The sequence below is a fragment of the Streptomyces sp. NPDC001137 genome (assembly GCF_040298885.1).
GTDB lineage: Bacteria > Actinomycetota > Actinomycetes > Streptomycetales > Streptomycetaceae > Streptomyces.
Genome location: NZ_JBEPBA010000008.1, coordinates 271,904 through 295,691 on the forward strand (window position 1 = coordinate 271,904; position 23,788 = coordinate 295,691).

Genomic DNA, 23,788 nt, shown 5'->3' on the forward strand with positions numbered 1-23,788 from the left:
GTCAGCGGTTTGGATCACTTGCCCTCGACGGGCCAGCACTTCGGATCGCCCTTGCACCAGATGGTCCGGGTGACCGTCACGGTGACGGTGGCACCAGGGCCGCCGTTTCCGCCCGAGGGGTTGTTGATGATGGGTGACGGTGTCGCGTTGCAGTTGCCGAGCCCCGTCACGTGGAACCACTGCTTGCCGCCCACCTTGGCGGTGAGGTCGCCGCGCACGCAGGCACCGTTGACGGCCCGGGTGACCTTGCCGGTGACGGTGATGTCCCGTCGGTCCTTGGTCTGCCCCTGGCAGTCGACATTGGCGACGGTGGTCTCGCTCGCCGAGGGAGCCGTCCGGCCGGCCGTGGCGGCCTTGTCGTTCCCGTAGTTGGCGGTGCAGCTGAGCCACTGCACGTCGACGTGCTGCCGCTCCAGCTCCTTGGTCGCGGTCTGGTCGGTCGTGTACGCCACGGCCGCCGAGTTCAGCCCGCCCGGGTCACAGGCCACCGCGCCACCGACGCCCAGGACGGCAAGTCCCATTGCGGCCGCCACCCGCCGTCCCCGCGGCCGCCGCCAAATCCGCCTCAATGCCCCCATGGACGGCAGCCTGCCACCGTGTGCCGTCCGGCGGTAGAGCGCATACGGTCACGAAAGCGCCCGCGGGCGCCTACCCGTCAGCCACGCAGCAGCAGCCACTCCTGCAACTCCACCACGTTCCCCTCGGGATCCTTGAGATGGGCGACCCGCATGCGGTCCGTCATGGGGGCCGGGCCGTGCAGGAGGACGGCGCCCCGGGTGGCGATCTGTTCGCAGTAGGTGTCGAGGTCGTCGACGCGCAGCACCACCAGGGAGCGGTGGCCCGTTGCCGTGTCGCCCAGTTCGTTCAGGACCTCGGCCATCATCGAACGGTCCTGGAGGGCGATGCCCGCCGAGCCGGTGGCCGGGCTGAACTTCTCGTACGGGCCCGCAGTCGCGCCCGACTGCGGCTTGAGACCGAGGACCTCGGCGTAGAAGCGGTAACAGGCGGCGAAGTCGCTGACCAGGAGCCGGACCTGTGCGAGTTCCATGGTGTTCCCCGTGATCGTTCAGGACCAGCGGCCGGTGCGGCCCAGGAGCAGGGCGGTCGCCGCGGTGCCCGCGGTCGAGGTACGCAGCACGCTACGCCCGAGCCGGTACGCCTTCGCACCCGCCTCGGCGAAGAGCGCCAACTCCTGTTCGGACACGCCCCCTTCGGGGCCCACGACCAGCACGATCTCGCCCGCGGAGGGCAGCTCGGCGGTCGCCAGCGGCTCACTTGCGTAGTCCCGGTCCTCGTGCAGGACGGCGGCGAAGTCGGCTTTGGCGAGAAGTGCGGCAACCTGCTTGGTCGTCGCCGCGTCCGCGACCTCCGGGAAGCGCAGCCGGCGGGACTGCTTGCCGGCCTCGCGGGCGGTGGCCCGCCACTTGGCGAGCGACTTCAGCCCCCGCTCGCCCTTCCACTGGGTGATGCAGCGGGCCGCCGACCACGGCACGATCGCGTCCACGCCGGTCTCGGTCATCGTCTCGACGGCCAGCTCGCCACGGTCCCCCTTGGGCAGGGCCTGGACGACGGTGATACGGGGGCTGGGCTCGGGCTCGACGGGGAACTCGACGGGCTCGACGAACAGCCGGTCCTTGCCCTCCGTCCGCACGACCGCACCGGCGGCGCCGCGGCCCAGACCGTCCGTCAGCACCACGTCCTCCCCGGGCTGCAGCCGCCGCACGGACACCGCGTGCCGTCCTTCGGGGCCGTCCAGTTCGACGATCGAGCCGGGCCCCACGCCCGCCAGCGAGTCGACGACGAACACCGGCGCGGTCATCGCAGGTCCCCCTTGCCCGACAACGCTGTCCTGGCCATGTCGAGCTCGGCGGCGAGGACCTCCACCAGCTGCCCCGCCGGGAGCTCGCGCGCCATGCGGTGCCCCTGCCCCGCCCACAGCGCCATGCCCTGTGCGTCGCCGGAGGCGGCGGCCTTCTTGCGCAGGGGCGAGGTGAGGTGGTGGACCTCCGGGTAGGCGGCGGGGGCGTACGGCCCGTGCTCGCGCAGGAAGCGGTTGACCAGGCCGCGGGCCGGGCGGCCGGAGAACGCGCGGGTCAGCTCCGTGCGTACGAACAGCGGGTTGGTGAGCGCCTGCTTGTGGACGGCGTTCGCGCCGGACTCCGGGGTGGCGAGGAACGCCGTGCCGAGCTGGGCGGCGCTCGCGCCCGCGGCCAGCACCGCGGCGATCTGGCCGCCGCGCATGATGCCGCCGGCGGCGACGATCGGGATGCTCACGGTCTCGCGGACCTGGGCGACGAGCGAGAGCAGCCCTATTCCGGTGCCCTCCGCCTCCGGGTTGTCCCGGTGGGTGCCCTGGTGCCCGCCGGCCTCCACGCCCTGCGCGATCACCGCGTCGGCGCCGGCCAGCTGCACGGCGATGGCCTCCTCGGGGGTGGTCGCGGTGACCAGCGTGAAGGTGCCGGCCCGGCGGAGGGAGTCGAGGACCTCACGGCTCGGGACCCCGAAGTGGAAGGAGACCACCGGCACGGGGTTGTCGAGCAGCACGGCCAGCTTGGAGTCGTAGGCGTCGTCACGGCCGCTGTCCGGATCGCCCAGCTCGGTCTCGTACCAGGCGGCCTCCCCGGCCAGCTGGTGGGCGTAGATCTCCACGGCACCGGGGTCGGCGGAATCGGGCTGGGGCATGAAGAGGTTCACGCCGAAGGGGCGGTTGGTGATCCCCCTGAGCTGCTTGATCTCCTGGTACATGCCGTCGGCCGTCTTGTACCCGGCGGCGAGAAAACCGAGCCCCCCGGCCTCGCACACGGCGGCGGCCAGATGCGGCACGGAGACGCCGCCCGCCATGGGGGCCTGCACGATCGGGTGAGGGAAGAGATCGGTCAGCGCGGAGGACATGACGGCATGTTGTCACGTCCTCCGAACAAGTCCGAATCGGACCATCCCCTTGGCACGTGCCTGCATTTTCAGCCCGTCCGGCGTTTGAGGACGAGGCCGTTCAGGCCGAAAGCGGGGGTCTGGGGGCGGCAGCCCCCAGGGACGGGACGGGTAGGGGCGGCGGGGGCGAAAACAGCCACCCGCAGCCACCCCGTCAGCGCCCGTTGAACGCGTCCTTCAACCGCGAGAACAGCCCCTGCTGGCCGGGCTGGAACTGCCCCGTCGGCCGCTCCTCACCCCGCAGCTTCGCGAGCTCCCGCAGCAGCCGCTCCTGCTCGGGGTCCAGCTTCGTCGGGGTCTGGACCTCGACGTGCACGATCAGGTCCCCGCGGCCGCCGCCGCGCAGGTGCGTGACGCCCCGCCCGTGCAGCGGGATCGACTGGCCGGACTGGGTGCCGGGCCGGATGTCGACCTCCTCCATGCCGTCCAGCGTCTCCAGCGGCACCTTGGTACCGAGGGACGCGGCCGTCATCGGGATGGTGACCGTGCAGTGCAGGTCGTCGCCGCGCCGCTGGAAGGTCGGGTGCGGCAGCTCGTGGATCTCGACGTACAGGTCACCGGCGGGACCACCACCGGGACCCACCTCGCCCTCGCCCGCGAGCTGGATGCGGGTGCCGTTGTCGACACCGGCCGGGATCTTGACCGTGAGGGTACGGCGGGACCGGACCCGGCCGTCACCCGCGCACTCCGGACACGGCGTCGGAACGACCGTGCCGAAGCCCTGGCACTGCGGGCAGGGACGCGAGGTCATGACCTGGCCCAGGAAGGACCGCGTCACCTGCGACACCTCACCGCGACCGCGGCACATGTCACACGTCTGGGCGGAGGTGCCCGGCGCCGCGCCCTCACCGTTACAGGTGGAGCAGACGATCGCCGTGTCGACCTGGATGTCCTTCGTGGTGCCGAAGGCCGCCTCGTCGAGCTCGATCTCCAGCCGGATCATCGCGTCCTGGCCCCGGCGCGTACGCGAGCGCGGTCCGCGCTGCGACGCCGTACCGAAGAACGCGTCCATGATGTCCGAGAAGTTCCCGAAGCCACCCGCGCCGAAGCCGCCCGCGCCACCGCCGCCGGCCTGCGAGAGCGGGTCGCCGCCGAGGTCGTAGACCTGCTTCTTCTGCGGGTCCGAGAGCACCTCGTAGGCGGCGTTGATCTCCTTGAACCGCTCCTGGGTCTTCGGATCCGGGTTGACGTCCGGGTGCAGCTCGCGCGCGAGCCGCCGGAAGGCCTTCTTGATCTCTTCCTGCGACGCGTCGCGGCGCACGCCGAGAACGGCGTAGTAGTCCGTGGCCACTTACGACTCCGCCAGGATCTGTCCGACGTACCGTGCCACTGCGCGTACCGCTCCCATCGTTCCCGGGTAATCCATGCGGGTCGGTCCGACCACGCCCATCTTGGCGACTGCCTCGCCGCCCGAACCGTAGCCGACCGACACCACGGAAGTGGAGTTGAGTCCCTCATAGGCGTTCTCGTGCCCGATGCGCACCGTCATGCCCGAATCCCCCGCCTCGCCAAGCAACTTGAGGAGCACGACCTGCTCCTCAAGCGCCTCCAGGACGGGGCGGATGGTGAGGGGGAAATCATGTCCGAAGCGGGTCAGATTGGCGGTGCCGCCGATCATCAGCCGTTCCTCGTTCTCCTCGACCAGTGTCTCCAGAAGTGTGGAGAGCACTGTCGAGACCGTACCCCGGTCCTCGACGTCGAAGCCTTCGGGCAGGTCTTCCACGAGCCGGGGGACGTCGGTGAAGCGCCGGCCCGCGACCCGGCTGTTGAGCCGCGCCCGCAGATCCGCGAGCGAGGCCTCCCCGAACGGCGCCGGGCAGTCGACCATGCGCTGCTCGACCCGGCCGGTGTCCGTGATCAGCACGAGCATCACGCGCGCGGGGGCGAGCGAGAGCAGCTCCACGTGCCGCACGGTCGAGCGGGTCAGGGACGGGTACTGCACGACGGCGACCTGCCGGGTGAGCTGCGCGAGCAGCCGAACCGTCCGCGCCACCACGTCGTCGAGATCGACGGCGCCGTCGAGGAAGTTCTGGATCGCCCGCTTCTCGGGCGCGGACATGGGCTTGACGCCCGCCAGCTTGTCGACGAACAGCCGGTAGCCCTTGTCGGTGGGGATGCGCCCCGCGCTGGTGTGCGGCTGCGCGATGAACCCCTCGTCCTCCAGGGCCGCCATGTCGTTGCGGACCGTCGCCGGGGACACGCCCAGGTTGTGCCGCTCGGTCAGAGCCTTCGACCCCACCGGCTCCTCGGTACCGACGTAGTCCTGGACGATGGCGCGCAGTACCTGCAGCCGTCGTTCACTCAGCATCCAGCGCACACCTCCAGAAGTCGTCCCCCAGGCGCTACGCCTGGCACTCTGTCCGTCCGAGTGCCAGCCGTTACCGGCCAGTGTACGGCGGTGGGGTACACCCGGGGCAAGGTCGGCCCCTGTTGAACGGGGCGTACCGCTAGCGTCGCCGTATGACGGTGACTTGGGAAGAGCTGGGGTGGGAGCGACTGGCGGCCGGTGTCGGCCGGTGCCGTCTGCCCCGCTGGGACTGCACGGCAGGGCTGGTCGTCGGGGAGGGCACGGCGCTCTTGATCGACGCGGGGTCGAGCCTCGCGGAGGGCGCACGGTTGCGTGCCGAGGCGCAGGAGCTCGCCGGTCACCGTGTGACTCATCTCGCGCTCACGCATCCCCATTTCGACCATGTCCTCGGGGCGGCGGCCTTCGCGGGCGCGGAGGTGTACGGCGCCGTGGGCATGGACACGGTGTTCGAGGCCCGGCACGCGCGCGAGGAGCTGCGGGCGGACGCGGTGGGCAACGGGCTGGAGGCGCGGCTGGCGGAGGAGGCGGTCGACGCCCTGGTCGCGCCCCGGCATCACGTCTCGGGCGAGTGGACCCTCGACCTGGGCGGCGGCCGGCAGGTGCTGCTGGCGAACGTGGGCCCCGGCCACACGGCCCACGATCTCGTGGTCCTGGTGCCCGGCTCCCCGGAGGTCGTCTTCTGCGGCGACCTGGTGGAGGAGTCCGGCGAACCGCAGGCCGGTTCCGACGCCGTACCGTCGCACTGGCCGGCCGCCCTGGACCGGCTCCTCGATCTGGGCGGTGAGGACGCGCTGTATGTGCCCGGTCACGGAGCGGTGGTGGATGCGGGCTTCGTGCGCAGACAGCGGGAGGAGCTGGCGGCACGTTTCGGCGTGTCGTAGCCGCCGTCCGACGGCTTCTCCTATCGTCACTCGAATGCGCCAGTACTCCGCCGATCTGACCCCGCCGTGGAAGAAGCCCAAGCCGGTTCCGGAGGTGCCTGCGGAGCCCGGGCTCGTGGTCGAGGAGCCGGGCACCGGTTTCTGCGGCGCGGTGATCCGCTGCGAGGCGGGCACGGTGACCCTGGAGGACCGCTTCGGCAAGCACCGGGTGTTTCCGCTGGAGCCGCGGGGGTTCCTGCTGGAGGGGCGGGTGGTGACGCTCGTGCGTCCGTCCGGCGCGGCTCCCGTACGCCCCACTCGTACGGCATCCGGTTCGGTGGCCGTCCCGGGTACCCGCGCGCGTGTCGCTCGCGCCGGCCGTATCTACGTCGAGGGCCGTCACGACGCCGAGCTGGTCGAGAAGGTCTGGGGTGACGACCTGCGCATCGAGGGGGTGGTCGTGGAGTACCTGGAGGGTGTGGACGACCTGCCGTCGATCGTGGCGGAGTTCGCGCCGGGGCCGGATGCGCGGCTGGGGGTGCTGGTGGACCACCTCGTGCCGGGCACGAAGGAGTGGCGGATCGCGGAGGCGGTGACGAGCGAGCACGCGCTGGTGGTGGGCCACCCGTACATCGACATCTGGGAGGCGGTGAAGCCGTCCTCACTGGGGATCCCGGGCTGGCCGCGGGTGCCGCACGGGCAGGACTGGAAGACGGGGGTGTGCCGGGCGCTGGGGTGGCCGTCGGAGAACACCGGGGCGGTGTGGCAGGCGATCCTGAAGCGGGTGGATTCCTACAAGGATCTGGAGCCGGAGCTGCTGGGGCGGGTGGAGGAACTGATCGACTTCGTCACGGCGCCGGGTCACGCCTGAACTCGCCCGTGTCGATGCTCGTGTCGAGCACAGACAGGAGGAGCGTCTCCCCATACCTCCAGTTGCGCTGACAGCGATAGTCGGCGCGCTCGCTGCTGCCGTACGGCTCGGTGAGCACCAGGCATTCAGCCGCTGCCGGATCGATGATCAGGTCCAGCGGTACACCTGCCCCAGCGTAGATCGATCGTTTGGTCACGTAGTCGCGGTACGCGCTGGCCCTGGACACGACCTCGACCAGCATGGTGACCGCCTCAACCGGTACGAGGCGACCGGAGTCCGGCCCCGCACCCCGTTCGAGAACCACGATGTCCGGGATCGGCTCGCTCGTTTCCCGGTGCATCTCGACGTACTGGCGCTGCAGCGCCAGCCAACGGCTCCGCGGAACCCCATCCTGGACGTCCGCCACCGTGTAGTTGTGCACCAGGTCCGGGGATCTCGTCATCACGATCTCCCCTCGCAAGAGCTCCGCCCTGATGCCCTAGGGGACGTCAAGCGTGCCGAAGAACTCGATCACCTGCCGGTCGTTCATGACGGCACCCTAGAAACGGGACGCGGGCACCCGAGGGCCCGACCAGAGGCGACCACCCGCACGGGTGATCAATCCACCAAGTCCCGCACCACCGCATCCGCCAACAATCGCCCCCGCAGCGTCAGCACCGCCCGCCCCTCCTCATACGGCCCGCTCTCCAGCAGCCCATCCCCCAGCGCCCGGCGCGAGGCGGCGAGCCCCTCCGGCTTCAGCAGGTCCATCGGCACCCCCTCCCGCAACCGCAGCTCCAGCAGGATCCGCTCCACCCGCCGGTCCTCCTCCGACAGCAACTCCCGCCCGGCCCCCGGCGATCGACCCTCCGCCAGTGCCGCCGCATACGCCCCCGGGTGCTTCACGTTCCACCACCGCACCCCACCCACGTGGGAATGCGCGCCCGGGCCCGCGCCCCACCAGTCGGCGCCCCGCCAGTACAGCTCGTTGTGCAGGCAGCGGGCCGCCTCCGAGGTGGCCCAGTTGGAGACCTCGTACCAGTCGAAGCCCGCCGCCGACATCACCTCGTCCGCGATGAGGTAGCGGTCGGCGTGGACGTCGTCGTCCGTCATGGGGACCTCGCCGCGCCGGATCCGGCGGGCCAGCTGGGTGCCCTCCTCGACGATCAGCGCGTACGCCGACACGTGATCCGGTCCGGCGCTGAGCGCCGCCTCCAGCGAGGCCCGCCAGTCGTCGTCCGACTCCCCGGGTGTGCCGTAGATCAGGTCCAGGTTCACGTGCTCGAAGCCCGCCGCGCGGGCCTCCGCGACGCACGCCTCCGGGCGCCCCGGCGTGTGCGTACGGTCCAGCACCTTCAGCACATGCTGCTTCGCGCTCTGCATGCCGAAGGAGACGCGATTGAAGCCACCCTCCCGCAAAACGGACAGATACGCCGGGTCCACAGACTCCGGGTTCGCCTCCGTCGTCACCTCCGCGTCCGCCGCCAGACCGAACTCGTCGCGGATCGCCCCCAGCATCCGTACGAGATCACCGGCGGCCAGCAGCGTCGGCGTACCGCCGCCCACGAAGACCGTGCGGACCTCGCGCGGGTCGTCGCCCAGGACCTTCCGCGCCAGGCGGATCTCGTCGATCAGGGTGTCCGCGTAGTTGTCGCGGGAGGCGAGGACACCGCCCGTGCCGCGCAGCTCGGTGGCGGTGTAGGTGTTGAAGTCGCAGTAGCCGCAGCGGGTCGCGCAGTACGGGACGTGGAGGTAGAAGCCGAGGGGGCGGTCGGGGGCCCCGGCGAGCGCGGAAGCGGGGAGTGCGCCGTCGGCGGGGACCGGCTCGCCGTCGGGGAGTGCGGAAGGCATGCCTTCCATTGTCCAGCACCCGTGCGACTCCTCACTCCGCCTGCAGCACCAGCAGCGCCAGGTCGTCCTCCGGCGGGCGCCCGCCGAACTCGTGGACCAGCCTGCGGATGCGTTCCGCGATCAGCTCGGCGCTCAGGCCGGCGCAGCCGGAGAGGGCGGTCGCGAGGCCGTCGGCGTCGTCGAACATGTCGGAGCCGGAGCGGCGCTCGGTCACCCCGTCCGTGACGCACAGGAGGCTGTCGCCGGTGCGGAGCTCGAAGGTCTCGCTGGTGTACGCCTCGTCCTCGACGACGCCGAGCAGGGTCTGCGGGCGGGCGGCCGTGCGGACGCTTCCGTCGGGGCCGAGGAGCAGCGGGAGCGGGTGGCCCGCGGAGGCGAGGGTGCAGCGGATGCCGCCGTCGAAGGGGGTCAGCTCGCCGTAGAGGAGGGAGAGGAAGCGGGTCTGCGGGCCGTCGCCGGGGGCGGGCGACCGTACCAGGGCCCGGGCGGCGGCGTCCGCGGCCTCGGTCGCGTCGTCGAGGAGGAGGCGGTTGAGGCGGTCGAGGACGTCGGCGACGCGGTAGCCCTCGCGGGCGAGCAGGCGCAGCCAGGGGCGGGCCAGGCCGATGACGACGGCGGCCTCGGGGCCCTTGCCCTGGACGTCGCCGACGGCGAAGCACCAGCGGCCGTCGCCGGCCGGGAAGAGGTCGTAGAAGTCGCCGCTGGGGCCGCCCTTGTCGCACGGTTCGTAGACGAGGGCGCTGCGCACCCCGGGGATCTCGGCGACGGCCGCGGGCAGCAGGCCGCGCTGCAGGACCTGGCTGATGGTGGCCTGGCGGGCGTACTGGCGGGCCGCGCCGATGGCGAGCGCCACCCGGCGGCTGAGGTCCTCGACGAGCCCGGTGACCTCGTCGGGAAAGCGCAGCAGCCCGGAACGTCCGATGACGAGCGTGCCCAGCGGCCGGCCGCCCGCGATGAGGCGGTACGCGAGCGCCGCGCCGTGCTCGTCCCGCACGTCGAACGCCTCGCCGGGCCACGGGTACACGACCGGCCCTGACTTCCCCCAGTCCCGGCTCCGCTCCCCCGGTGGGACGCTGATCGCCTCGGACGGATACGGCGGGTCCTTCTCCAGGGCGCGGCGCAGTTCCTCGATGCGGTTCTCGCTGCAGTGCCAGACGCGGGCCAGGCGGGGCCCGGTGCCCCCGGTGCCGTCGGCCCAGCCTCCGCGGCCCATGGCCTCGTCCTCCAGCCACACCGCGCACCAGTCGGCGAGCCGCGGCACGATCAGCTGTCCGGCGAGTGCGGCGACCAGGTTCTCGTCGAGCTGCCCGGCCAGCAGATCGGAGGCCTCGGCGAGGAAGGACAGGGCCCCGCGGTGCAGCCAGTCCCGGTCGCGCTCGGCGCGCTGCGGGTCGGGCGCCAATATCTCGGCGGCGTGCAGCCCGCGCTCCAGTGCCTGCCGGCCGGCGCGCGCCTGCGGCTCGTCCGCGGTCGGGCTCCGCTCGGCCGGCAGTCGCGCCCACACCGTCTTGGTGCCGCGGCGGAAGGTGACGCCCCAGGACTCGGCGAGCGTGGCGACCAGTCGCAGCCCGCGGCCGTACTCCGGTGTCCCGTAAGGCACTTCGGCCGTCTCGTAGGGCCCTTCGGCGTCCGAGTCGCGGGGTGCCCGGGAGGGGTGGTGGTCGGAGACCTCCACGACGAGCGCGCCGGGAGCCTCCTCCATACGGCACTCCACCTCGACCTCGGTGCCCGCGTGCACGACGGCGTTGGTGACGAGTTCGCTGACGACGAGCACGGCGTCGTCGGCGAGCCGGTCGGTGAGGTGCTCGGCGCCGGGGAGTCCGGCCTCCGCCCAGTCGGCGAGGGCGGCGCGTACGAGGGCGCGGGCGGAACCCGGGGCGAGGGGGCTGCCGGGCAGGGTCGCGTACGCCTGCGCACGCGGGTCCACCCTCCCGTGCGCGGTCGCGTGCAGGTGTGCAGGCGCATCGCAAGCGCAGGAAGCGGTCTCCCGTTGCGTCGGAATGGCCCCCATGGACAGCTCCCCGAGCGGTTCGGACGAATACGCCTCAGTCGATGCCGACAGAGTGACAGACTGGCCTCGCCCATAAGCGCCGAGTTACCGAAGTGGGCCGCCATGAGTGAGAACAGTGCTACGCGTGTGCTCGAAGACGGTCAAAAACCGGAACAACTCCGAGCATCGGAGCTGCGCCCGCTGCTCGCAGCGATGACCGCCGCCCGGGACGGCGACTTCACGAAGGTTCCGGAGACGGGCCACGGGATGGTGGCCGAGCTGACGGCCGTCTTCAACCAGATCATGGACCGCAGCACGCATTTCAACGGGGAAGTGCAGCGCGTGAAGCGGGAGTTGGTGCGGCACGGGCGGCTCGACGAGCGGGTCACGGCAAGCCCCGGGCAGGGCGCCTGGACCTCCCGGGTCAACGATGTGAACCAGCTGCTCGACGCCCTGGTGGCCCCGGCGGCGAACGCGACGCGGGTGCTCGACGCGGTGGCCGGCGGCGATCTGACCCAGCGGGTCGACCTGCACGACGGCAACCGGCAGCTGCGCGGTGATCTGCGGCGGCTGGGCCGGGCCGTGAACAAGATGGTCGACCAGTTGTCGCTGTTCACGGGCGAGGTGACGCGGGTCGCGCGCGAGGTGGGCACCGAGGGGCGGCTCGGCGGGCGGGCCAAGGTGACGGGCCTGTCCGGCAGTTGGCGGGACGTGACCGAGGCCGTCAACACGATGGCGTCCCGGCTGACCGCGCAGGTGCGTGACATCGCGCTCGTGACGACGGCGGTGGCGCGCGGCGACCTGACCCGTACGGTCACGGTCGAGGCCACCGGTGAGCTGCTCGAACTGAAGCTGACCGTGAACACGATGGTCGACCAGCTGTCCGCCTTCGCCGACGAGGTCACCCGCGTGGCCCGCGAGGTCGGCACCGAGGGCCAGCTGGGCGGGCGGGCCCAGGTGCGGGGCGTCAGCGGGGTCTGGAAGGACCTGACCGACAACGTCAACTTCATGGCCTCGAACCTGACTTCGCAGGTCCGCAACATCGCCCAGGTGACCACCGCCGTCGCCAACGGCGACCTGAGCCAGAAGATCACGGTCGACGCACAGGGCGAGATCCTGGAACTGAAGTCGACCATCAACACCATGGTGGACCAGCTCTCCGCCTTCGCGGACGAGGTCACGCGCGTGGCCCGCGAGGTCGGCACCGAAGGGAACCTCGGCGGGCGCGCGCAGGTGCGGGGCGTCTCCGGCGTCTGGAAGGACCTCACCGACAACGTCAACTTCATGGCGGACAACCTGACTTCGCAGGTCCGCAACATCGCCCTGGTCTCGACCGCGGTGGCGCAGGGCGACCTCGGGAAGAAGATCACGGTCGAGGCGAAGGGCGAGATCCTGGAGCTGAAGTCCACGATCAACACCATGGTGGACCAGCTCTCCGCCTTCGCCGACGAGGTCACCCGTGTCGCCCGCGAGGTCGGAACCGAAGGAAACCTGGGCGGCCAGGCGCAGGTGCGGGGCGTCTCCGGCGTCTGGAAGGACCTCACCGACAACGTCAACTTCATGGCGCTGAACCTGACTTCGCAGGTCCGCAACATCGCCCAGGTGACAACCGCAGTCGCCAACGGCGACCTCTCCAAGAAGATCACCGTCGACGCGCGCGGCGAGATCCTGGAGCTGAAGGACACCGTCAACACGATGGTGGAGCAGCTGCGCGCCTTCGCCGACGAGGTGACGAGGGTGGCCCGCGAGGTCGGCACCGACGGCAGGCTCGGCGGCCGGGCCCAGGTGCTCGGGGTGTCCGGGGTGTGGCGGGATCTGACCGACAACGTCAACTACATGGCGGACAACCTGACTTCGCAGGTGCGGAACATCGCCCAGGTGACGACCGCAGTCGCCAACGGCGACCTCTCCAAGAAGATCGACGTGGACGCGCGCGGCGAGATCCTGGAGCTGAAGACCGCCATCAACACCATGGTCGACACCCTCTCCTCCTTCTCCTCCGAGGTGACCCGCGTGGCCCGCGAGGTCGGCTCCGAGGGCCAACTCGGCGGCCAGGCACGGGTCGAGGGCGTGTACGGCACCTGGAAGCGCCTGACGACGAACGTGAACGAACTCGCGTCGAACCTGACCACCCAGGTCCGCGCGATCGCCGAGGTCGCCTCCGCCGTGGCCCAGGGCGACATGTCCCGCTCGATCACCGTGGAGACCCAGGGCGAGGTCGCCGAGCTGAAGGACAACATCAACCTGATGGTGGCCAACCTCCGCGAGACCACCCGCGCGAAGGACTGGCTGGAGTCCAACCTGGCCCGCCTGGCCGCGCTGATGCAGGGCCACCGCGATCTGATGGAGGTCGCCGACCTGCTGCTGCGCGAGCTGACCCCGCTGGTGAACGCCCAGTACGGCGCGTTCTTCCTGGCCGACCCGGAGGAGGAGGGTGCCTCCCTCCGCACCACCGTTCCTGCGAAAGGACTGGCGTTCATCGCGGGCTACGGCTCGGCACAGGGCGCGACCGTCGAGACCGGAGGCCTCCCGGTGCACGGTCTGGTGCAGCAGGCGGCGCGCGAGAAGAAGCGCATCCTCGTCGAGGAGGCCCCGCCGGACTACATCAAGATCAACAGCGGGCTCGGTGAGGCGGCTCCGACCAGCGTCGTCATCATCCCGATCCTCTTCGAGGACAAGCTCCTCGGCGTGATCGAGCTGGCCTCCTTCTCCCGCTTCTCCGACGTCCACCTCGCCTTCTTCGACCAGTTCGTGAACACCATCGCCGTCGCGATCAACACGATCATCGCCAACTCCCGTACGGAATCCCTGCTCGGCGAGTCCCAGCGCCTGGCCATGCAGCTCCAGGAACGCTCGGACGAACTCCAGAAGCAGCAGGCCGAGTTGCAGCGCTCCAACGCCGAACTGGAGGAGAAGGCCGCACTGCTCGCGACTTCGTCGCAGTACAAGTCGGAGTTCCTGGCGAACATGTCGCACGAGCTGCGCACCCCGCTGAACTCCCTGCTGATCCTGGCGAGGCTGCTCTCCGACAACCCGGACGGCCATCTCTCCGACCAGGAAGTGCAGTTCGCGACGACGATCCACCGCTCCGGCTCGGACCTCCTCCAGCTGATCAACGACATCCTGGACCTGTCGAAGATCGAGGCCGGCCGCATGGACGTACGCCCGAAGAAGCTGCCGCTCATCAAGCTCCTCGACTACGTCCACGCCACCTTCCGCCCGCTCACCCTCGACCGCGGGCTCGCCTTCGAGGTGGCGGTCGGCGAGGACGTGCCGCGCGAGATGTACTCGGACGAGCAGCGGCTCCAGCAGATCCTGCGCAACCTGCTCTCCAACGCGATCAAGTTCACCGCGTCGGGTCGGGTCGAACTGCGTGTGACCCGGATCAAGGACCCCGAGCGCCTCCATGTCCGCGACAGCGACGACGTGATCGCCTTCGCCGTCACGGACACCGGCATCGGCATCGCCGCCGAGAAACTCCCGGTGATCTTCGAGGCGTTCCAGCAGGCCGACGGCACCACCAACCGCAAGTACGGCGGCACCGGCCTCGGCCTGTCCATCAGCCGGGAGATCGCGGGCCTGCTCGGCGGCCGTATCGTCGCCACCAGCGAGCCCGGCAAGGGGTCCACCTTCACGCTGTACGTCCCCGTCGTCAGCCCCGGCCACCTGGCGACCGGCCCGACCCCGGAGGAGCGTGCCCTGCCGGTGCCGGAGCAGCTGTCCACCGAGCCCTTCACCACCACGCACGACGTGGACGACTCCTGGCCGGCGCCCACCAAACTGGAGGCGTGGAAGACGGGCCGGGCGGGCCAGGTGCTGCCCGGGCGGCGGGTGTTGATCGTCGACGACGACATCCGCAACGTCTTCGCCCTCACCCATGTCCTCGGCCGCGTCGGCATGCCGGTCCTGTACGCGGAGAACGGCCGCGAGGGCATCGAGACCCTTGAGCGCAACCCGGACGTCGAACTGGTCCTGATGGACATCATGATGCCGGAGATGGACGGCTACGAGACCATCGCCGCCATCCGCCGCACCCCCCGCTGGTCCGGTCTGCCGATCGTCGCCCTGACCGCCAAGGCGATGCCCGGAGACCGCGAGAAGTCCATCGGCCGCGGTGCGAACGACTACGTACCGAAGCCGGTGGACGTCGATCAGCTGCTGACGGTCGTCTGCGCACTACTGGATCCGGAGGGCCCCGACGAGACCACCGACACCACTGCCCCGCAGCCGGGCACGACCGAGGAAGCGGCGGCAGGGCCGAACACCGAATGAGGCACACTCATCATGAGCGCTGAGGCAACGACCAACGAGCGCGCCAGCATCCTCCTCGTGGACGACATGGAGGACAACCTGATCGCGCTGGAGGCCGTCCTGGGGTCCCTCAACGAGCCGCTGGTACGCGCACGTTCGGGCGAGGAGGCGATGAAGGCACTGCTGCGCCAGCACTTCGCCCTCGTCCTGCTCGACGTCCGCATGCCCGGCATGGACGGATTCGAGACGGCCGCCAACATCAAGCGGCTCGACCAGACCAAGGACGTCCCGATCATCTTCCTGACCGGCGCGGAGGACGACTCCGGCTACGCGTTCCGCGGCTACGCCACAGGAGCCGCGGACTACCTCACCAAGCCCTTCGACCCCTGGGTCCTCCGCGCAAAGGTCACCGTCTTCCTGGACCTCCACCGCAAGAACCAGCAGCTGGAACGTTTGGTGGCCCAGGAGCAGGCGGATTACGGCGAGGTGGGCAGCCGACTGGCGACGCTGGATGCCGATCTCGCCGACGAGGCCCCGGACCTGCCCGCACTGCGCGAACAGGTCCGAGAGCTACGGCAACTGGTAGCCAGGGGCCGCGGCCTTTAGGGGCGCGGGGAACTGCGCGACAAGCCACGACGAACCGTGAGCCGCCAACAGTCCCCGCCACCCCCTACGCTTCGCGCGTCCCCGCGTACATCTCATCAATGAGGTGCTTGTACTCCCGCTCGACAACAGGCCGCTTCAGCTTCAGGCTGGGCGTGATCTCCCCGTGCTCGACGTCGAGGTCACGCGGCAGCAGCCGGAACTTCTTGACCGTCTGCCACCGCTGCAACCCCTGGTTGAGCTCCGTGACATACCCCTCGATGAGCGCAACCGTCGCCGGCGCGGCCACCACCTCGGCGTACGACTTGCCGCCAAGGCCGTTCTCCGAGGCCCACTGCAGAATCGACGGCTCGTCCAAAGCGATCAGCGCCGTGCAGAAGTTCCGGTCGGCCCCGTGCACCAGGATGTTGGAGACGTACGGGCACACCGCCTTGAACTGCCCCTCGACCTCCGCGGGCGCGATGTACTTGCCGCCGGACGTCTTGATGAGGTCCTTCTTGCGGTCGGTGATGCGCAGATACCCGTCGGGCGACAGCTCGCCGATGTCACCGGTGTGGAACCAGCCGTCCGACTCCAGCACCTCGGCCGTCTTCTCGGGCAGCCCGTGGTAGCCCTCCATGATGCCCGGACCGCGCAGCAGGATCTCCCCGTCGTCCGCGATACGCACCTCCGTGCCGGGCAGCGGCTTGCCGACCGTGCCGGTGCGGTAGGCCTCGCCTGGGTTCACGAAGGAAGCCGCCGAGGACTCCGTGAGGCCGTAGCCCTCGAGGATGTGGATGCCGGCGCCGGCGAAGAAGTAGCCGATCTCGGGCGCGAGCGCGGCCGACCCGGAGACGCACGCCCGCAGGTTCCCGCCGAACGCCTCGCGGATCTTGGCGAAGACCAGCGCGTCGGCGACCTTGTGCTTGGCGCCGAGCGAGAACGGGACGGACGCCGTGCCGGTGCGCCGGAAGTTGTCCTGCGCGACCTTGGCGTACTCGCGGGCGACCCCGGCCGCCCACTGGAAGATCTTGTACTTGGCGCCGCCGCCGGCCTTCGCCTTGGCCGCGACCCCGTTGTAGACCTTCTCGAAGATGCGCGGGACGGCCGCCATGTACGTCGGCTTCACGACCGGCAGATTCTCGATGATCTTGTCGACGCGGCCGTCGACGGCGGTGACGTGCCCGACCTCGATCTGCCCCGAGGTGAGCACCTTGCCGAAGACGTGCGCGAGGGGCAGCCACAGGTACTGCACGTCCTCGCCACTGATCAGCCCGGTCGCGGCGATCGCCTTCGCCATGTACGACCAGTTGTCGTGCGGCAGGCGCACACCCTTGGGGCGGCCGGTCGTGCCCGAGGTGTAGATCAGCGTCGCGAGCTGATCGGACGTGATCGCACCGACCCGCTCCTTGATCAGGTCGGGGTCCTTCTCCAGGCGGGCGGCGCCCCGGGCCTCCAGCTCACTGAGGGTGAGGACCCAGTCGCCGGTCTCGACGCCGGCCGGGTCGATCACGACGACATGGGTGAGGTCGGGCAGCTCGGCGCGCTTCTCGACCGCCTTGGCGAGCTGTGCCGCGTCCTCCGCGATCAGCACCCGGCTGTCGGAGTCGGAGAGGATGAACGCCGACTCGTCGGCGTTGGTCTGCGGGTAGACCGTGGTCGTGGCCGCTCCGGCGCACAGGATGCCGAGGTCGGCGAGGATCCACTCGACCCGGGTGGAGGAGGCGAGCGCGACGCGCTGCTCGGGCTGCACTCCGAGTTCGATCAGACCGGCCGCGATCGCGTAGACCCGCTCGGCGGCCTGCGCCCAGCTGAGGGTCTTCCAGTCGTCGGGGCCCTCACCGGAGGCGGGCGCCACCGGGTAGCGGTAGGCCTCCGCGTCGGGTGTGGCCGCAACGCGTTCCAGGAAGAGGGTCGCCACGCTCGGCGGACGGTTCTCGATCAGTGTCTGTGTGTCGCTCACGACATCCTCCGGGGCCCGCGGCAGTGCGGCTGGCTCAAGTGCGGCGGTATTGACTGCGGCTGTATCGACTCGCAAGCGTTGTTTAACTCGCGAGTAACTATCGAGCAGAGATCAGGGTAGAGCCCGACCGGCCGGTTCGTAAGGGGCGGCGGCCTGTCACTTCCTACAGAGAGCGACACTACGCACGCGTAGGGGCTCGCCGCACTTTCGTACGCCGAGCCCCTGTTGTGTCCGGATTGGTGCCGCAACCCGTTGTTACTCGCGGTTACTTCTTGCTCTTGCCCGACCCCGCGCTGTCATCGCTGGAGAGCACGGCGATGAAGGCCTCCTGCGGAACCTCCACGGAACCCACCATCTTCATCCGCTTCTTGCCCTCCTTCTGCTTCTCCAGCAGCTTCCGCTTACGGGAGATGTCACCGCCGTAGCACTTGGCGAGGACGTCCTTGCGGATGGCGCGGATGGTCTCGCGGGCGATCACCCGGGAGCCGATGGCGGCCTGGATGGGCACCTCGAAGGCCTGCCGCGGGATGAGCTCGCGCAGCTTGGCGACGAGCCGCACACCGTAGGCATAGGCCGCGTCCTTGTGGGTGATCGCGGAGAAGGCGTCGACCTTGTCGCCGTGCAGCAGGATGTCGACCTTGACCAGGCTGGAGGTCTGCTCGCCGGTGGGCTCGTAGTCCAGCGAGGCATAACCGCGCGTCTTCGACTTCAGCTGGTCGAAGAAGTCGAAGACGATCTCCGCGAGGGGGAGCGTGTAGCGGATCTCGACGCGGTCCTCGGAGAGGTAGTCCATGCCGAGCAGGGTGCCGCGCCGGGTCTGGCACAGCTCCATGATCGAGCCGATGAACTCGCTGGGGGCGAGGATCGTGGCGCGTACGACGGGCTCGTACACCTCGTTGATCTTGCCCTCGGGGAACTCGCTGGGGTTGGTGACCGTGTGCTCGGTCCCGTCCTCCATGAGCACCCGGTAGACCACGTTCGGAGCGGTCGCGATGAGGTCGAGCCCGAACTCGCGCTCCAGCCGCTCACGGATCACGTCCAGGTGCAGCAGCCCCAGGAAGCCGACGCGGAAACCGAAGCCGAGGGCGGCGGAGGTCTCCGGCTCGTAGACGAGCGCCGCGTCGTTGAGCTGGAGCTTGTCGAGGGCGTCACGCAGCTCGGGGTAGTCGGAGCCGTCCAGCGGATACAGCCCGGAGAAGACCATCGGCTTCGGGTCCTTGTACCCCCCGAGGGCCTCGGTCGCGCCCTTGGCCAGGCTGGTGATGGTGTCACCGACCTTGGACTGCCGGACGTCCTTCACACCCGTGATGAGGTAGCCCACCTCGCCGACGCCGAGCCCGTCCGCGCCGAGCATCTCCGGCGAGTTCGTGCCGATCTCCAGCAGCTCGTGCGTGGCGCCGGTGGACATCATCCGGATCCGCTCACGCTTGTTGAGCTGCCCGTCGACGACTCGTACGTACGTCACGACACCGCGGTAGGAGTCGTAGACGGAGTCGAAGATCATCGCGCGGGCGGGGGCGTCCGCGACGCCGACCGGCGCCGGGATCTCCTTGACCACCTTGTCGAGCAGCGCGTCGACGCCGAGGCCGGTCTTGGCGGACACCCGCAGCACGTCGTCCGGGTCGCAGCCGACGAGGTTCGCGAGCTCCTCGGCGAACTTCTCGGGCTGCGCGGCCGGCAGGTCGATCTTGTTCAGTACGGGGATGATCGTGAGGTCGTTCTCCATCGCCAGATAGAGGTTGGCGAGGGTCTGGGCCTCGATGCCCTGGGCGGCGTCGACGAGGAGGACGGTGCCCTCGCAGGCGGCGAGCGACCGCGAGACCTCGTAGGTGAAGTCGACGTGCCCCGGGGTGTCGATCATGTTGAGGATGTGCGTGTTGCCGGGCTCGTGGGTCGGAGCCCAGGGCAGCCGCACCGCCTGGGACTTGATCGTGATGCCACGCTCGCGCTCGATGTCCATCCGGTCGAGGTACTGAGCACGCATCTGCCGCTGCTCGACCACACCGGTCAGCTGGAGCATCCGGTCGGCGAGCGTGGACTTGCCGTGGTCGATGTGCGCGATGATGCAGAAATTGCGGATCAGAGCCGGGTCGGTACGGCTCGGCTCGGGCACATTGTTAGGGGTCGCGGGCACGCAGGGTCCTGTCTCTTGAGGCGCCTTATGCCTCGGGTCGGATCGATACGTAGGTTCCATGGTCCCACGGGTGGCGACCGGGGACCGTTTTGGGCCGCCGGGACGGCCACTGGTACTCTGGGTGGCTGTGTCTCATGCCCTCTCAGCGCGAGGCACAACTCCCAAGAAATCACCTGGTACGGGACCCGGTAACTCCTGCGTATTCCTGCGCAGAGTGCTCCTGGCCCTGTGCCTGAACCTGAAAAGGCTCAATCAGTGGCGAACATCAAGTCCCAGATCAAGCGGATCAAGACCAACGAGAAGGCCCGGCTGCGCAACAAGGCCGTCAAGTCCTCCCTGAAGACCGCGATCCGCAAGGCCCGCGAGGCCGCTGCCGCGGGTGACGTCGAGAAGGCCACCGAGTACCAGCGCGCTGCCGCGCGTCAGCTCGACAAGGCCGTCGCGAAGGGCGTCATCCACAAGAACCAGGCCGCCAACAAGAAGTCGGCGCTTGCTTCCAAGGTCGCCTCCATCCAGGGCTGAACCTCTTACTGATCTGACCGGTCCCCCGGGACCGAACCGCCGGAAGGACCCAGAGCGGGCCCTCTCTCATCCGCTCCCGACCGGCACCCGAGGATCCGCGCGCGGCCTGCGTTCGCCACGCGGGCGCGGATCCGGCAGCTTGAGCCGAAGGCCCCGGCATCCAGCCCTTCCCCAGGGCAGGGTGCCGGGGCCTTCGGCGTCCTTTCAGCCCGTCTGGGGGCACCCCCCGGGGGAGTTTGAGGACGAGGCCGTTCAGGCCGTAGCGAGGGCCTGGGGACGGCAGCCCACAGCGGGGTCGAAGGGGCAGCGCCCCCTGGAGAGAGGGGACGGGTAGGGGCGGCGGGGGCGAATCCGCCAAGCCGACCGGCCTCCTACGCCCGCCCCCGGGACCGCGCGGCCCGGGCGATCACCACGACCGCCTTCTCCAACGCGTACTCGGGATCGTCCCCGCCCCCCTTCACTCCCGCGTCCGCCTCCGCGACCGCACGCAGGGCGACCGCCACCCCGTCCGGTGTCCACCCCCGCATCTGCTGCCGCACCCGGTCGATCTTCCACGGCGGCATGCCCAGCTCACGCGCCAGATCGGCCGGCCGGCCCCCGCGAGCGGACGACAGCTTCCCGATCGCCCGCACACCCTGCGCCAGCGCACTGGTGATCATCACCGGCGCCACCCCGGTGGCCAGGGACCATCTGAGCGCCTCCAGGGCCTCGGCCGCCCGCCCCTCCACGGCCCGGTCGGCAACCGTGAAGCTCGACGCCTCGGCCCGCCCCGTGTAGTACCGCCCGACGACGGCCTCGTCGATGGTCCCCTCGACGTCGGCGACCAGCTGGGAGACGGCGGACGCCAGCTCCCGCAGATCGCTCCCGATGGCGTCGACGAGCGCCTGGCAGGCCTCGGGCGTGGCGGATCTCCCGGCCGCCCTGAACTCCCCGCGCACGAAGGCCAGCCGATCCGCCGGCTTGGTCATCTTCGGACAGGCCACCTCCCGCGCCCCGACCTTGCGCGCGGCGTCGAGAAGGGCCTTGCCCTTGGCCCCGCCCGCATGCACCAGCACGAGGGTGATCTCCTCGGCGGGCGCCCCGAGATAGGCCTTCACGTCCTTGACCGTGTCGGCGGAGAGATCCTGGGCATCGCGTACGACCACGACCTTGCGCTCGGCGAAGAGCGAGGGGCTGGTCAGCTCGGCGAGCGTGCCGGGCTGCAACTGTTCCGGTGTCAGGTCGCGTACGTCCGTGTCGGCGTCGGCGGCCCTGGCGGCGGCCACCACCTCCCGCACGGCACGGTCGAGCAGGAGGTCCTCCTGGCCCACGGCAAGCGTCACCGGGGCGAGAGGGTCGTCTTCAGCAGTCTTCCTGGCCATCGCGACAAGCATGGCACGGGGCACTGACAACGGGTGTCCGGCGCAGACCTACGGTTGTCGCCGCAGCCTCAGGGCTCCTCCCGCCACCCGTCCCACTCCCCCGCGAACGCGTCCAGCTCCCCGGGGTCCAGCCGCCCGTCCTCGTCGCGCAGCACGACCAGCCACTGCGCGTCCTCAGCGTCGTCCTCACCGGCCAGGGCGTCCCGTACGAGCTGCGGCTCCTCGGACACCTCGAACCGCTCCCCGAGCGCCTCGGCCACCGCCTCCGCGGCATCGCGGTCGGGCAGCACCAGCACATGTCTCACATCACTCACGGCAGCCATTGTCCGGCACCCGACACGGGCGCCCGCAGCTCACCCTTTGCGGACGATCTGCACGTCGAGGTCGACCCGGATGCTCGGCCCCACCACCGCGATCCCCCGCGCCAGCATCGTCTGCCAGCTCACCGTGAAGTCGTCCCGGTGCAGTTCCGTCGTGGCCCGGCAGGCCGCCCGCACCTCGCCCTCCATGCCGTTGCCGAGCCCGAGGTACTCGGTGTCGAGCGTGACCGTACGCGTCACACCGTGCAGCGACAGCGCACCGGTGACCGCCCACCGGTTCCCGCCCTTGTGCACGAACCGCTCGCTGTAGAACTCCAGCGTCGGAAAGCGCACCACGTCCAGGAAGTCCCCGGACCGCAGATGGTCGTCCCGCATCCGGACGTTGGTGTCGATGGACGCCGCGTCGATCACCACGTGCATCGCCGACTGCTCCACCGGCTCGGTGATCCGCACGGCCCCCGCGAAGGAGTTGAACCGGCCGTGGATGCGGGCCAGCCCGATGTGCCGCGCGGTGAACCCGATCGAGGAATGCGTGGGCTCGATCTCCCAGTCGCCCGCCGACGGCAGCTCCGGCGGCCTCGCGACCTGGAGCGTCACATCCCCCAGCGAGGCGAGCGCGTTCTCCACGACGGTCGCGCCGGCCCGGTAGGGCGTGTATCCCTCGGCGGACACCGCCAGCCGGTACTCCCCGGCGGGCACCGTCGTCACGAACGACCCGTAGGGATCCGTCTCCCCGCCGACCACCTTGCGCCCCATGGTGTCGGTGACCGCGAACTCCGCATGGGTCACCGGCTCGTTGACCGGATCCAGCACCCGGCAGCTCAGCACCCCGGCACTGGGCGGGGTCTGCACCGCCGCCAGGGGACTCGTCCGTTGCACCCTGTTCGTTCGGTTTCCCAGCCAGCGGCCGAACATCCACGCCACCCCTGTGCGCCTCGACATCTTCTGTTGCCGAAGAGACATTCGATCACCGATGCGGCTTTCGAGGCAACACGGGGTGCCTACGCATGAGTAGCAACGACTGGTCCCCTCTGGCCCCTTGTGACGCCATGTGACCTCAATCAGTCACCGCGAGGGGATTTCGCACAGTCGGCACACAGCCGAGCTCGATCCCGAACCGCTCCCGGTAGACCCCGAGCACCTCCTCGTCGCTGCCCAACTCCCGCTCCTGCCGGGCTCCGTCGGCGCCCGTGACCTTGAACGTGCGCCCGCTGAGCGTGATCCTCCCTCCGTCCTCCGTCACCCTTGAACACACCAGGGACTGCACGAAGTGCGACGCCGGCGAGGTGCTGTGCCACCACGCCCCGGCCACGAAGTCGCCGAGCTCACGCGGCCGTACCTCCAGCCGGTACTGCGGCCTGTCGTTCACGACGACGTCCAGGTCCGGCCCGGCCTCGACGATCCGGAAGCTGCCGCCGGGATCCTTCTGCTCGCCCCTTTCCCCGAAGGCCAGCGGGTAGTGGCTGTGCGCCCCGAAGCCCACGTCCGCCAGCCACTCACTGCCGTCCGACGCCCGCACCCGCAGCGCGAGATGGTCGTACGGGATCCCGAGCCGCCCCCCGTCCCCGTGCACCCGCGCCGCGAGCAACGTGACCTCGAACCCGAGGGCGCCGAGCAAGGTCCCGAACGCGCCGTTGAGTTCGTAGCAGAACCCGCCCCGCCGGGCCCCCACCACCTTGTCCAGCAGCCGCTCCTCCTCCAGCACGATCTCCTCGCCGAGGTGGATCGACAGGTTCTCGAAGGGCACTGCCCGCAGGTGGCGCAGATGCAGCTCGCGCAGCACATCGGCGGTGGCGCCGGCGGCCGGCTTCAACGGCTCGGCTCCCAGGCGGTGGAGGTAGGCATCGACCTGTGCAGAATTCATG

The 23,788-nt window shown here is 70.2% G+C and carries 20 protein-coding genes; 5 read left to right on the forward strand and 15 right to left on the reverse strand.

Annotated features, from left to right (window positions below):
- Nucleotides 1–14: 14 nt before the first annotated feature.
- The 6 genes from ABT254_RS18635 to hrcA form a co-directional block, all read right to left on the reverse strand.
- Entirely contained in the window at nt 15–578 is a 564-nt protein-coding gene (locus ABT254_RS18635; RefSeq protein ID WP_351470849.1) for a hypothetical protein, read from the reverse strand.
- 77 nt (nt 579–655) lie between these two features.
- A complete protein-coding gene (locus ABT254_RS18640) occupies nt 656–1,048 on the reverse strand; it encodes a VOC family protein (protein ID WP_351470852.1) in 393 nt (130 codons plus the stop codon).
- 18 nt (nt 1,049–1,066) lie between these two features.
- Complete coding sequence (locus ABT254_RS18645) at nt 1,067–1,819, reverse strand: 16S rRNA (uracil(1498)-N(3))-methyltransferase (protein WP_351470855.1); 753 nt, start codon at nt 1,817–1,819, stop codon at nt 1,067–1,069.
- A complete protein-coding gene (locus ABT254_RS18650; RefSeq protein ID WP_351470858.1) occupies nt 1,816–2,892 on the reverse strand; it encodes a nitronate monooxygenase in 1,077 nt (358 codons plus the stop codon). Before ABT254_RS18650 ends, ABT254_RS18645 begins: the two co-directional genes overlap by 4 nt.
- 193 nt (nt 2,893–3,085) lie before the next feature.
- On the reverse strand, nt 3,086–4,222 hold the full coding sequence (gene dnaJ, locus ABT254_RS18655) for a molecular chaperone DnaJ (protein ID WP_351470861.1): 1,137 nt from the start codon (nt 4,220–4,222) through the stop codon (nt 3,086–3,088).
- Complete coding sequence (gene hrcA, locus ABT254_RS18660; protein WP_351470863.1) at nt 4,223–5,239, reverse strand: heat-inducible transcriptional repressor HrcA; 1,017 nt, start codon at nt 5,237–5,239, stop codon at nt 4,223–4,225.
- 152 nt (nt 5,240–5,391) lie between these two features.
- Between hrcA and ABT254_RS18665 the strand changes: the two genes are divergently transcribed.
- Together ABT254_RS18665 and ABT254_RS18670 are read left to right on the forward strand one after the other, a co-directional pair.
- A complete protein-coding gene (locus tag ABT254_RS18665) occupies nt 5,392–6,120 on the forward strand; it encodes an MBL fold metallo-hydrolase (RefSeq protein ID WP_351470865.1) in 729 nt (242 codons plus the stop codon).
- Between the two features lie 34 nt (nt 6,121–6,154).
- Nucleotides 6,155–6,970: a DUF3097 domain-containing protein gene (locus tag ABT254_RS18670; RefSeq protein WP_351470868.1), complete on the forward strand. Its 816-nt coding sequence runs from the start codon at nt 6,155–6,157 to the stop codon at nt 6,968–6,970.
- Here ABT254_RS18670 and ABT254_RS18675 read toward each other — a convergent pair.
- The 3 genes from ABT254_RS18675 to ABT254_RS18685 form a co-directional block, all read right to left on the reverse strand.
- Nucleotides 6,948–7,445 (reverse strand): Uma2 family endonuclease, encoded by a 498-nt coding sequence (locus ABT254_RS18675; protein ID WP_351471113.1) that lies wholly within the window; start codon nt 7,443–7,445, stop codon nt 6,948–6,950. The two genes, ABT254_RS18670 and ABT254_RS18675, sit on opposite strands and share 23 nt — an antisense overlap.
- Nucleotides 7,446–7,567: 122 nt before the next feature.
- A complete protein-coding gene (gene hemW, locus ABT254_RS18680) occupies nt 7,568–8,800 on the reverse strand; it encodes a radical SAM family heme chaperone HemW (protein WP_351470871.1) in 1,233 nt (410 codons plus the stop codon).
- Nucleotides 8,801–8,831: 31 nt separating this feature from the next.
- Nucleotides 8,832–10,811, reverse strand: a complete 1,980-nt coding sequence (locus ABT254_RS18685) for a SpoIIE family protein phosphatase (RefSeq protein WP_351470874.1) — start codon at nt 10,809–10,811, stop codon at nt 8,832–8,834.
- A gap of 192 nt (nt 10,812–11,003) precedes the next feature.
- On the opposite strand from ABT254_RS18685, the gene ABT254_RS18690 reads away from it, so the two are divergent.
- Both ABT254_RS18690 and ABT254_RS18695 read left to right on the forward strand, forming a co-directional pair.
- Complete coding sequence (locus tag ABT254_RS18690) at nt 11,004–15,062, forward strand: HAMP domain-containing protein (protein WP_450752116.1); 4,059 nt, start codon at nt 11,004–11,006, stop codon at nt 15,060–15,062.
- A gap of 12 nt (nt 15,063–15,074) precedes the next feature.
- Nucleotides 15,075–15,647 (forward strand): response regulator, encoded by a 573-nt coding sequence (locus ABT254_RS18695; protein ID WP_351470880.1) that lies wholly within the window; start codon nt 15,075–15,077, stop codon nt 15,645–15,647.
- Nucleotides 15,648–15,711: 64 nt separating this feature from the next.
- On the opposite strand, the gene ABT254_RS18700 is transcribed toward ABT254_RS18695, so the two are convergent.
- Both ABT254_RS18700 and lepA read right to left on the reverse strand, forming a co-directional pair.
- Nucleotides 15,712–17,586 (reverse strand): AMP-dependent synthetase/ligase, encoded by a 1,875-nt coding sequence (locus ABT254_RS18700; protein ID WP_351470883.1) that lies wholly within the window; start codon nt 17,584–17,586, stop codon nt 15,712–15,714.
- Between the two features lie 265 nt (nt 17,587–17,851).
- Complete coding sequence (lepA, locus tag ABT254_RS18705; protein ID WP_351470886.1) at nt 17,852–19,720, reverse strand: translation elongation factor 4; 1,869 nt, start codon at nt 19,718–19,720, stop codon at nt 17,852–17,854.
- Between the two features lie 255 nt (nt 19,721–19,975).
- Between lepA and rpsT the strand changes: the two genes are divergently transcribed.
- Nucleotides 19,976–20,242, forward strand: coding sequence for a 30S ribosomal protein S20 (gene rpsT / locus ABT254_RS18710; RefSeq protein ID WP_351470889.1), 267 nt, complete (start codon nt 19,976–19,978; stop codon nt 20,240–20,242).
- A gap of 371 nt (nt 20,243–20,613) precedes the next feature.
- On the opposite strand, the gene holA is transcribed toward rpsT, so the two are convergent.
- From holA to ABT254_RS18730, 4 genes are all read right to left on the reverse strand, one after another.
- On the reverse strand, nt 20,614–21,603 hold the full coding sequence (gene holA, locus ABT254_RS18715) for a DNA polymerase III subunit delta (protein WP_351470892.1): 990 nt from the start codon (nt 21,601–21,603) through the stop codon (nt 20,614–20,616).
- 68 nt (nt 21,604–21,671) lie between these two features.
- Nucleotides 21,672–21,917 carry a hypothetical protein gene (locus ABT254_RS18720; RefSeq protein ID WP_351470895.1) on the reverse strand — a complete coding sequence of 82 codons (246 nt, stop codon included), beginning with the start codon at nt 21,915–21,917 and terminating at the stop codon, nt 21,672–21,674.
- 39 nt (nt 21,918–21,956) lie between these two features.
- Entirely contained in the window at nt 21,957–22,838 is an 882-nt protein-coding gene (locus ABT254_RS18725) for a YceI family protein (protein ID WP_351471115.1), read from the reverse strand.
- Nucleotides 22,839–22,980: 142 nt separating this feature from the next.
- The gene (locus tag ABT254_RS18730; protein ID WP_351470898.1) at nt 22,981–23,787 is read right to left on the reverse strand and encodes an arylamine N-acetyltransferase family protein; all 807 of its coding nucleotides are present in this window, start codon (nt 23,785–23,787) and stop codon (nt 22,981–22,983) included.
- Nucleotide 23,788: the final 1 nt, after the last annotated feature.

Coding starts and splice junctions, on each gene's coding strand:
- ABT254_RS18695 (WP_351470880.1), top strand. CDS start 15,075: ATGAGCGCTGAGGCAACGACCAACGAGCGCGCCAGCATCCTCCTCGTG.
- ABT254_RS18730 (WP_351470898.1), bottom strand. CDS start 23,787: ATGAATTCTGCACAGGTCGATGCCTACCTCCACCGCCTGGGAGCCGAG.
- hemW (WP_351470871.1), bottom strand. CDS start 8,800: ATGCCTTCCGCACTCCCCGACGGCGAGCCGGTCCCCGCCGACGGCGCA.
- ABT254_RS18645 (WP_351470855.1), bottom strand. CDS start 1,819: ATGACCGCGCCGGTGTTCGTCGTCGACTCGCTGGCGGGCGTGGGGCCC.
- ABT254_RS18640 (WP_351470852.1), bottom strand. CDS start 1,048: ATGGAACTCGCACAGGTCCGGCTCCTGGTCAGCGACTTCGCCGCCTGT.
- ABT254_RS18690 (WP_450752116.1), top strand. CDS start 11,004: ATGACCGCCGCCCGGGACGGCGACTTCACGAAGGTTCCGGAGACGGGC.
- ABT254_RS18725 (WP_351471115.1), bottom strand. CDS start 22,838: ATGTTCGGCCGCTGGCTGGGAAACCGAACGAACAGGGTGCAACGGACG.
- holA (WP_351470892.1), bottom strand. CDS start 21,603: ATGGCCAGGAAGACTGCTGAAGACGACCCTCTCGCCCCGGTGACGCTT.
- ABT254_RS18650 (WP_351470858.1), bottom strand. CDS start 2,892: ATGTCCTCCGCGCTGACCGATCTCTTCCCTCACCCGATCGTGCAGGCC.
- ABT254_RS18685 (WP_351470874.1), bottom strand. CDS start 10,811: ATGGGGGCCATTCCGACGCAACGGGAGACCGCTTCCTGCGCTTGCGAT.
- ABT254_RS18665 (WP_351470865.1), top strand. CDS start 5,392: ATGACGGTGACTTGGGAAGAGCTGGGGTGGGAGCGACTGGCGGCCGGT.
- ABT254_RS18635 (WP_351470849.1), bottom strand. CDS start 578: ATGGGGGCATTGAGGCGGATTTGGCGGCGGCCGCGGGGACGGCGGGTG.
- hrcA (WP_351470863.1), bottom strand. CDS start 5,239: ATGCTGAGTGAACGACGGCTGCAGGTACTGCGCGCCATCGTCCAGGAC.
- ABT254_RS18670 (WP_351470868.1), top strand. CDS start 6,155: ATGCGCCAGTACTCCGCCGATCTGACCCCGCCGTGGAAGAAGCCCAAG.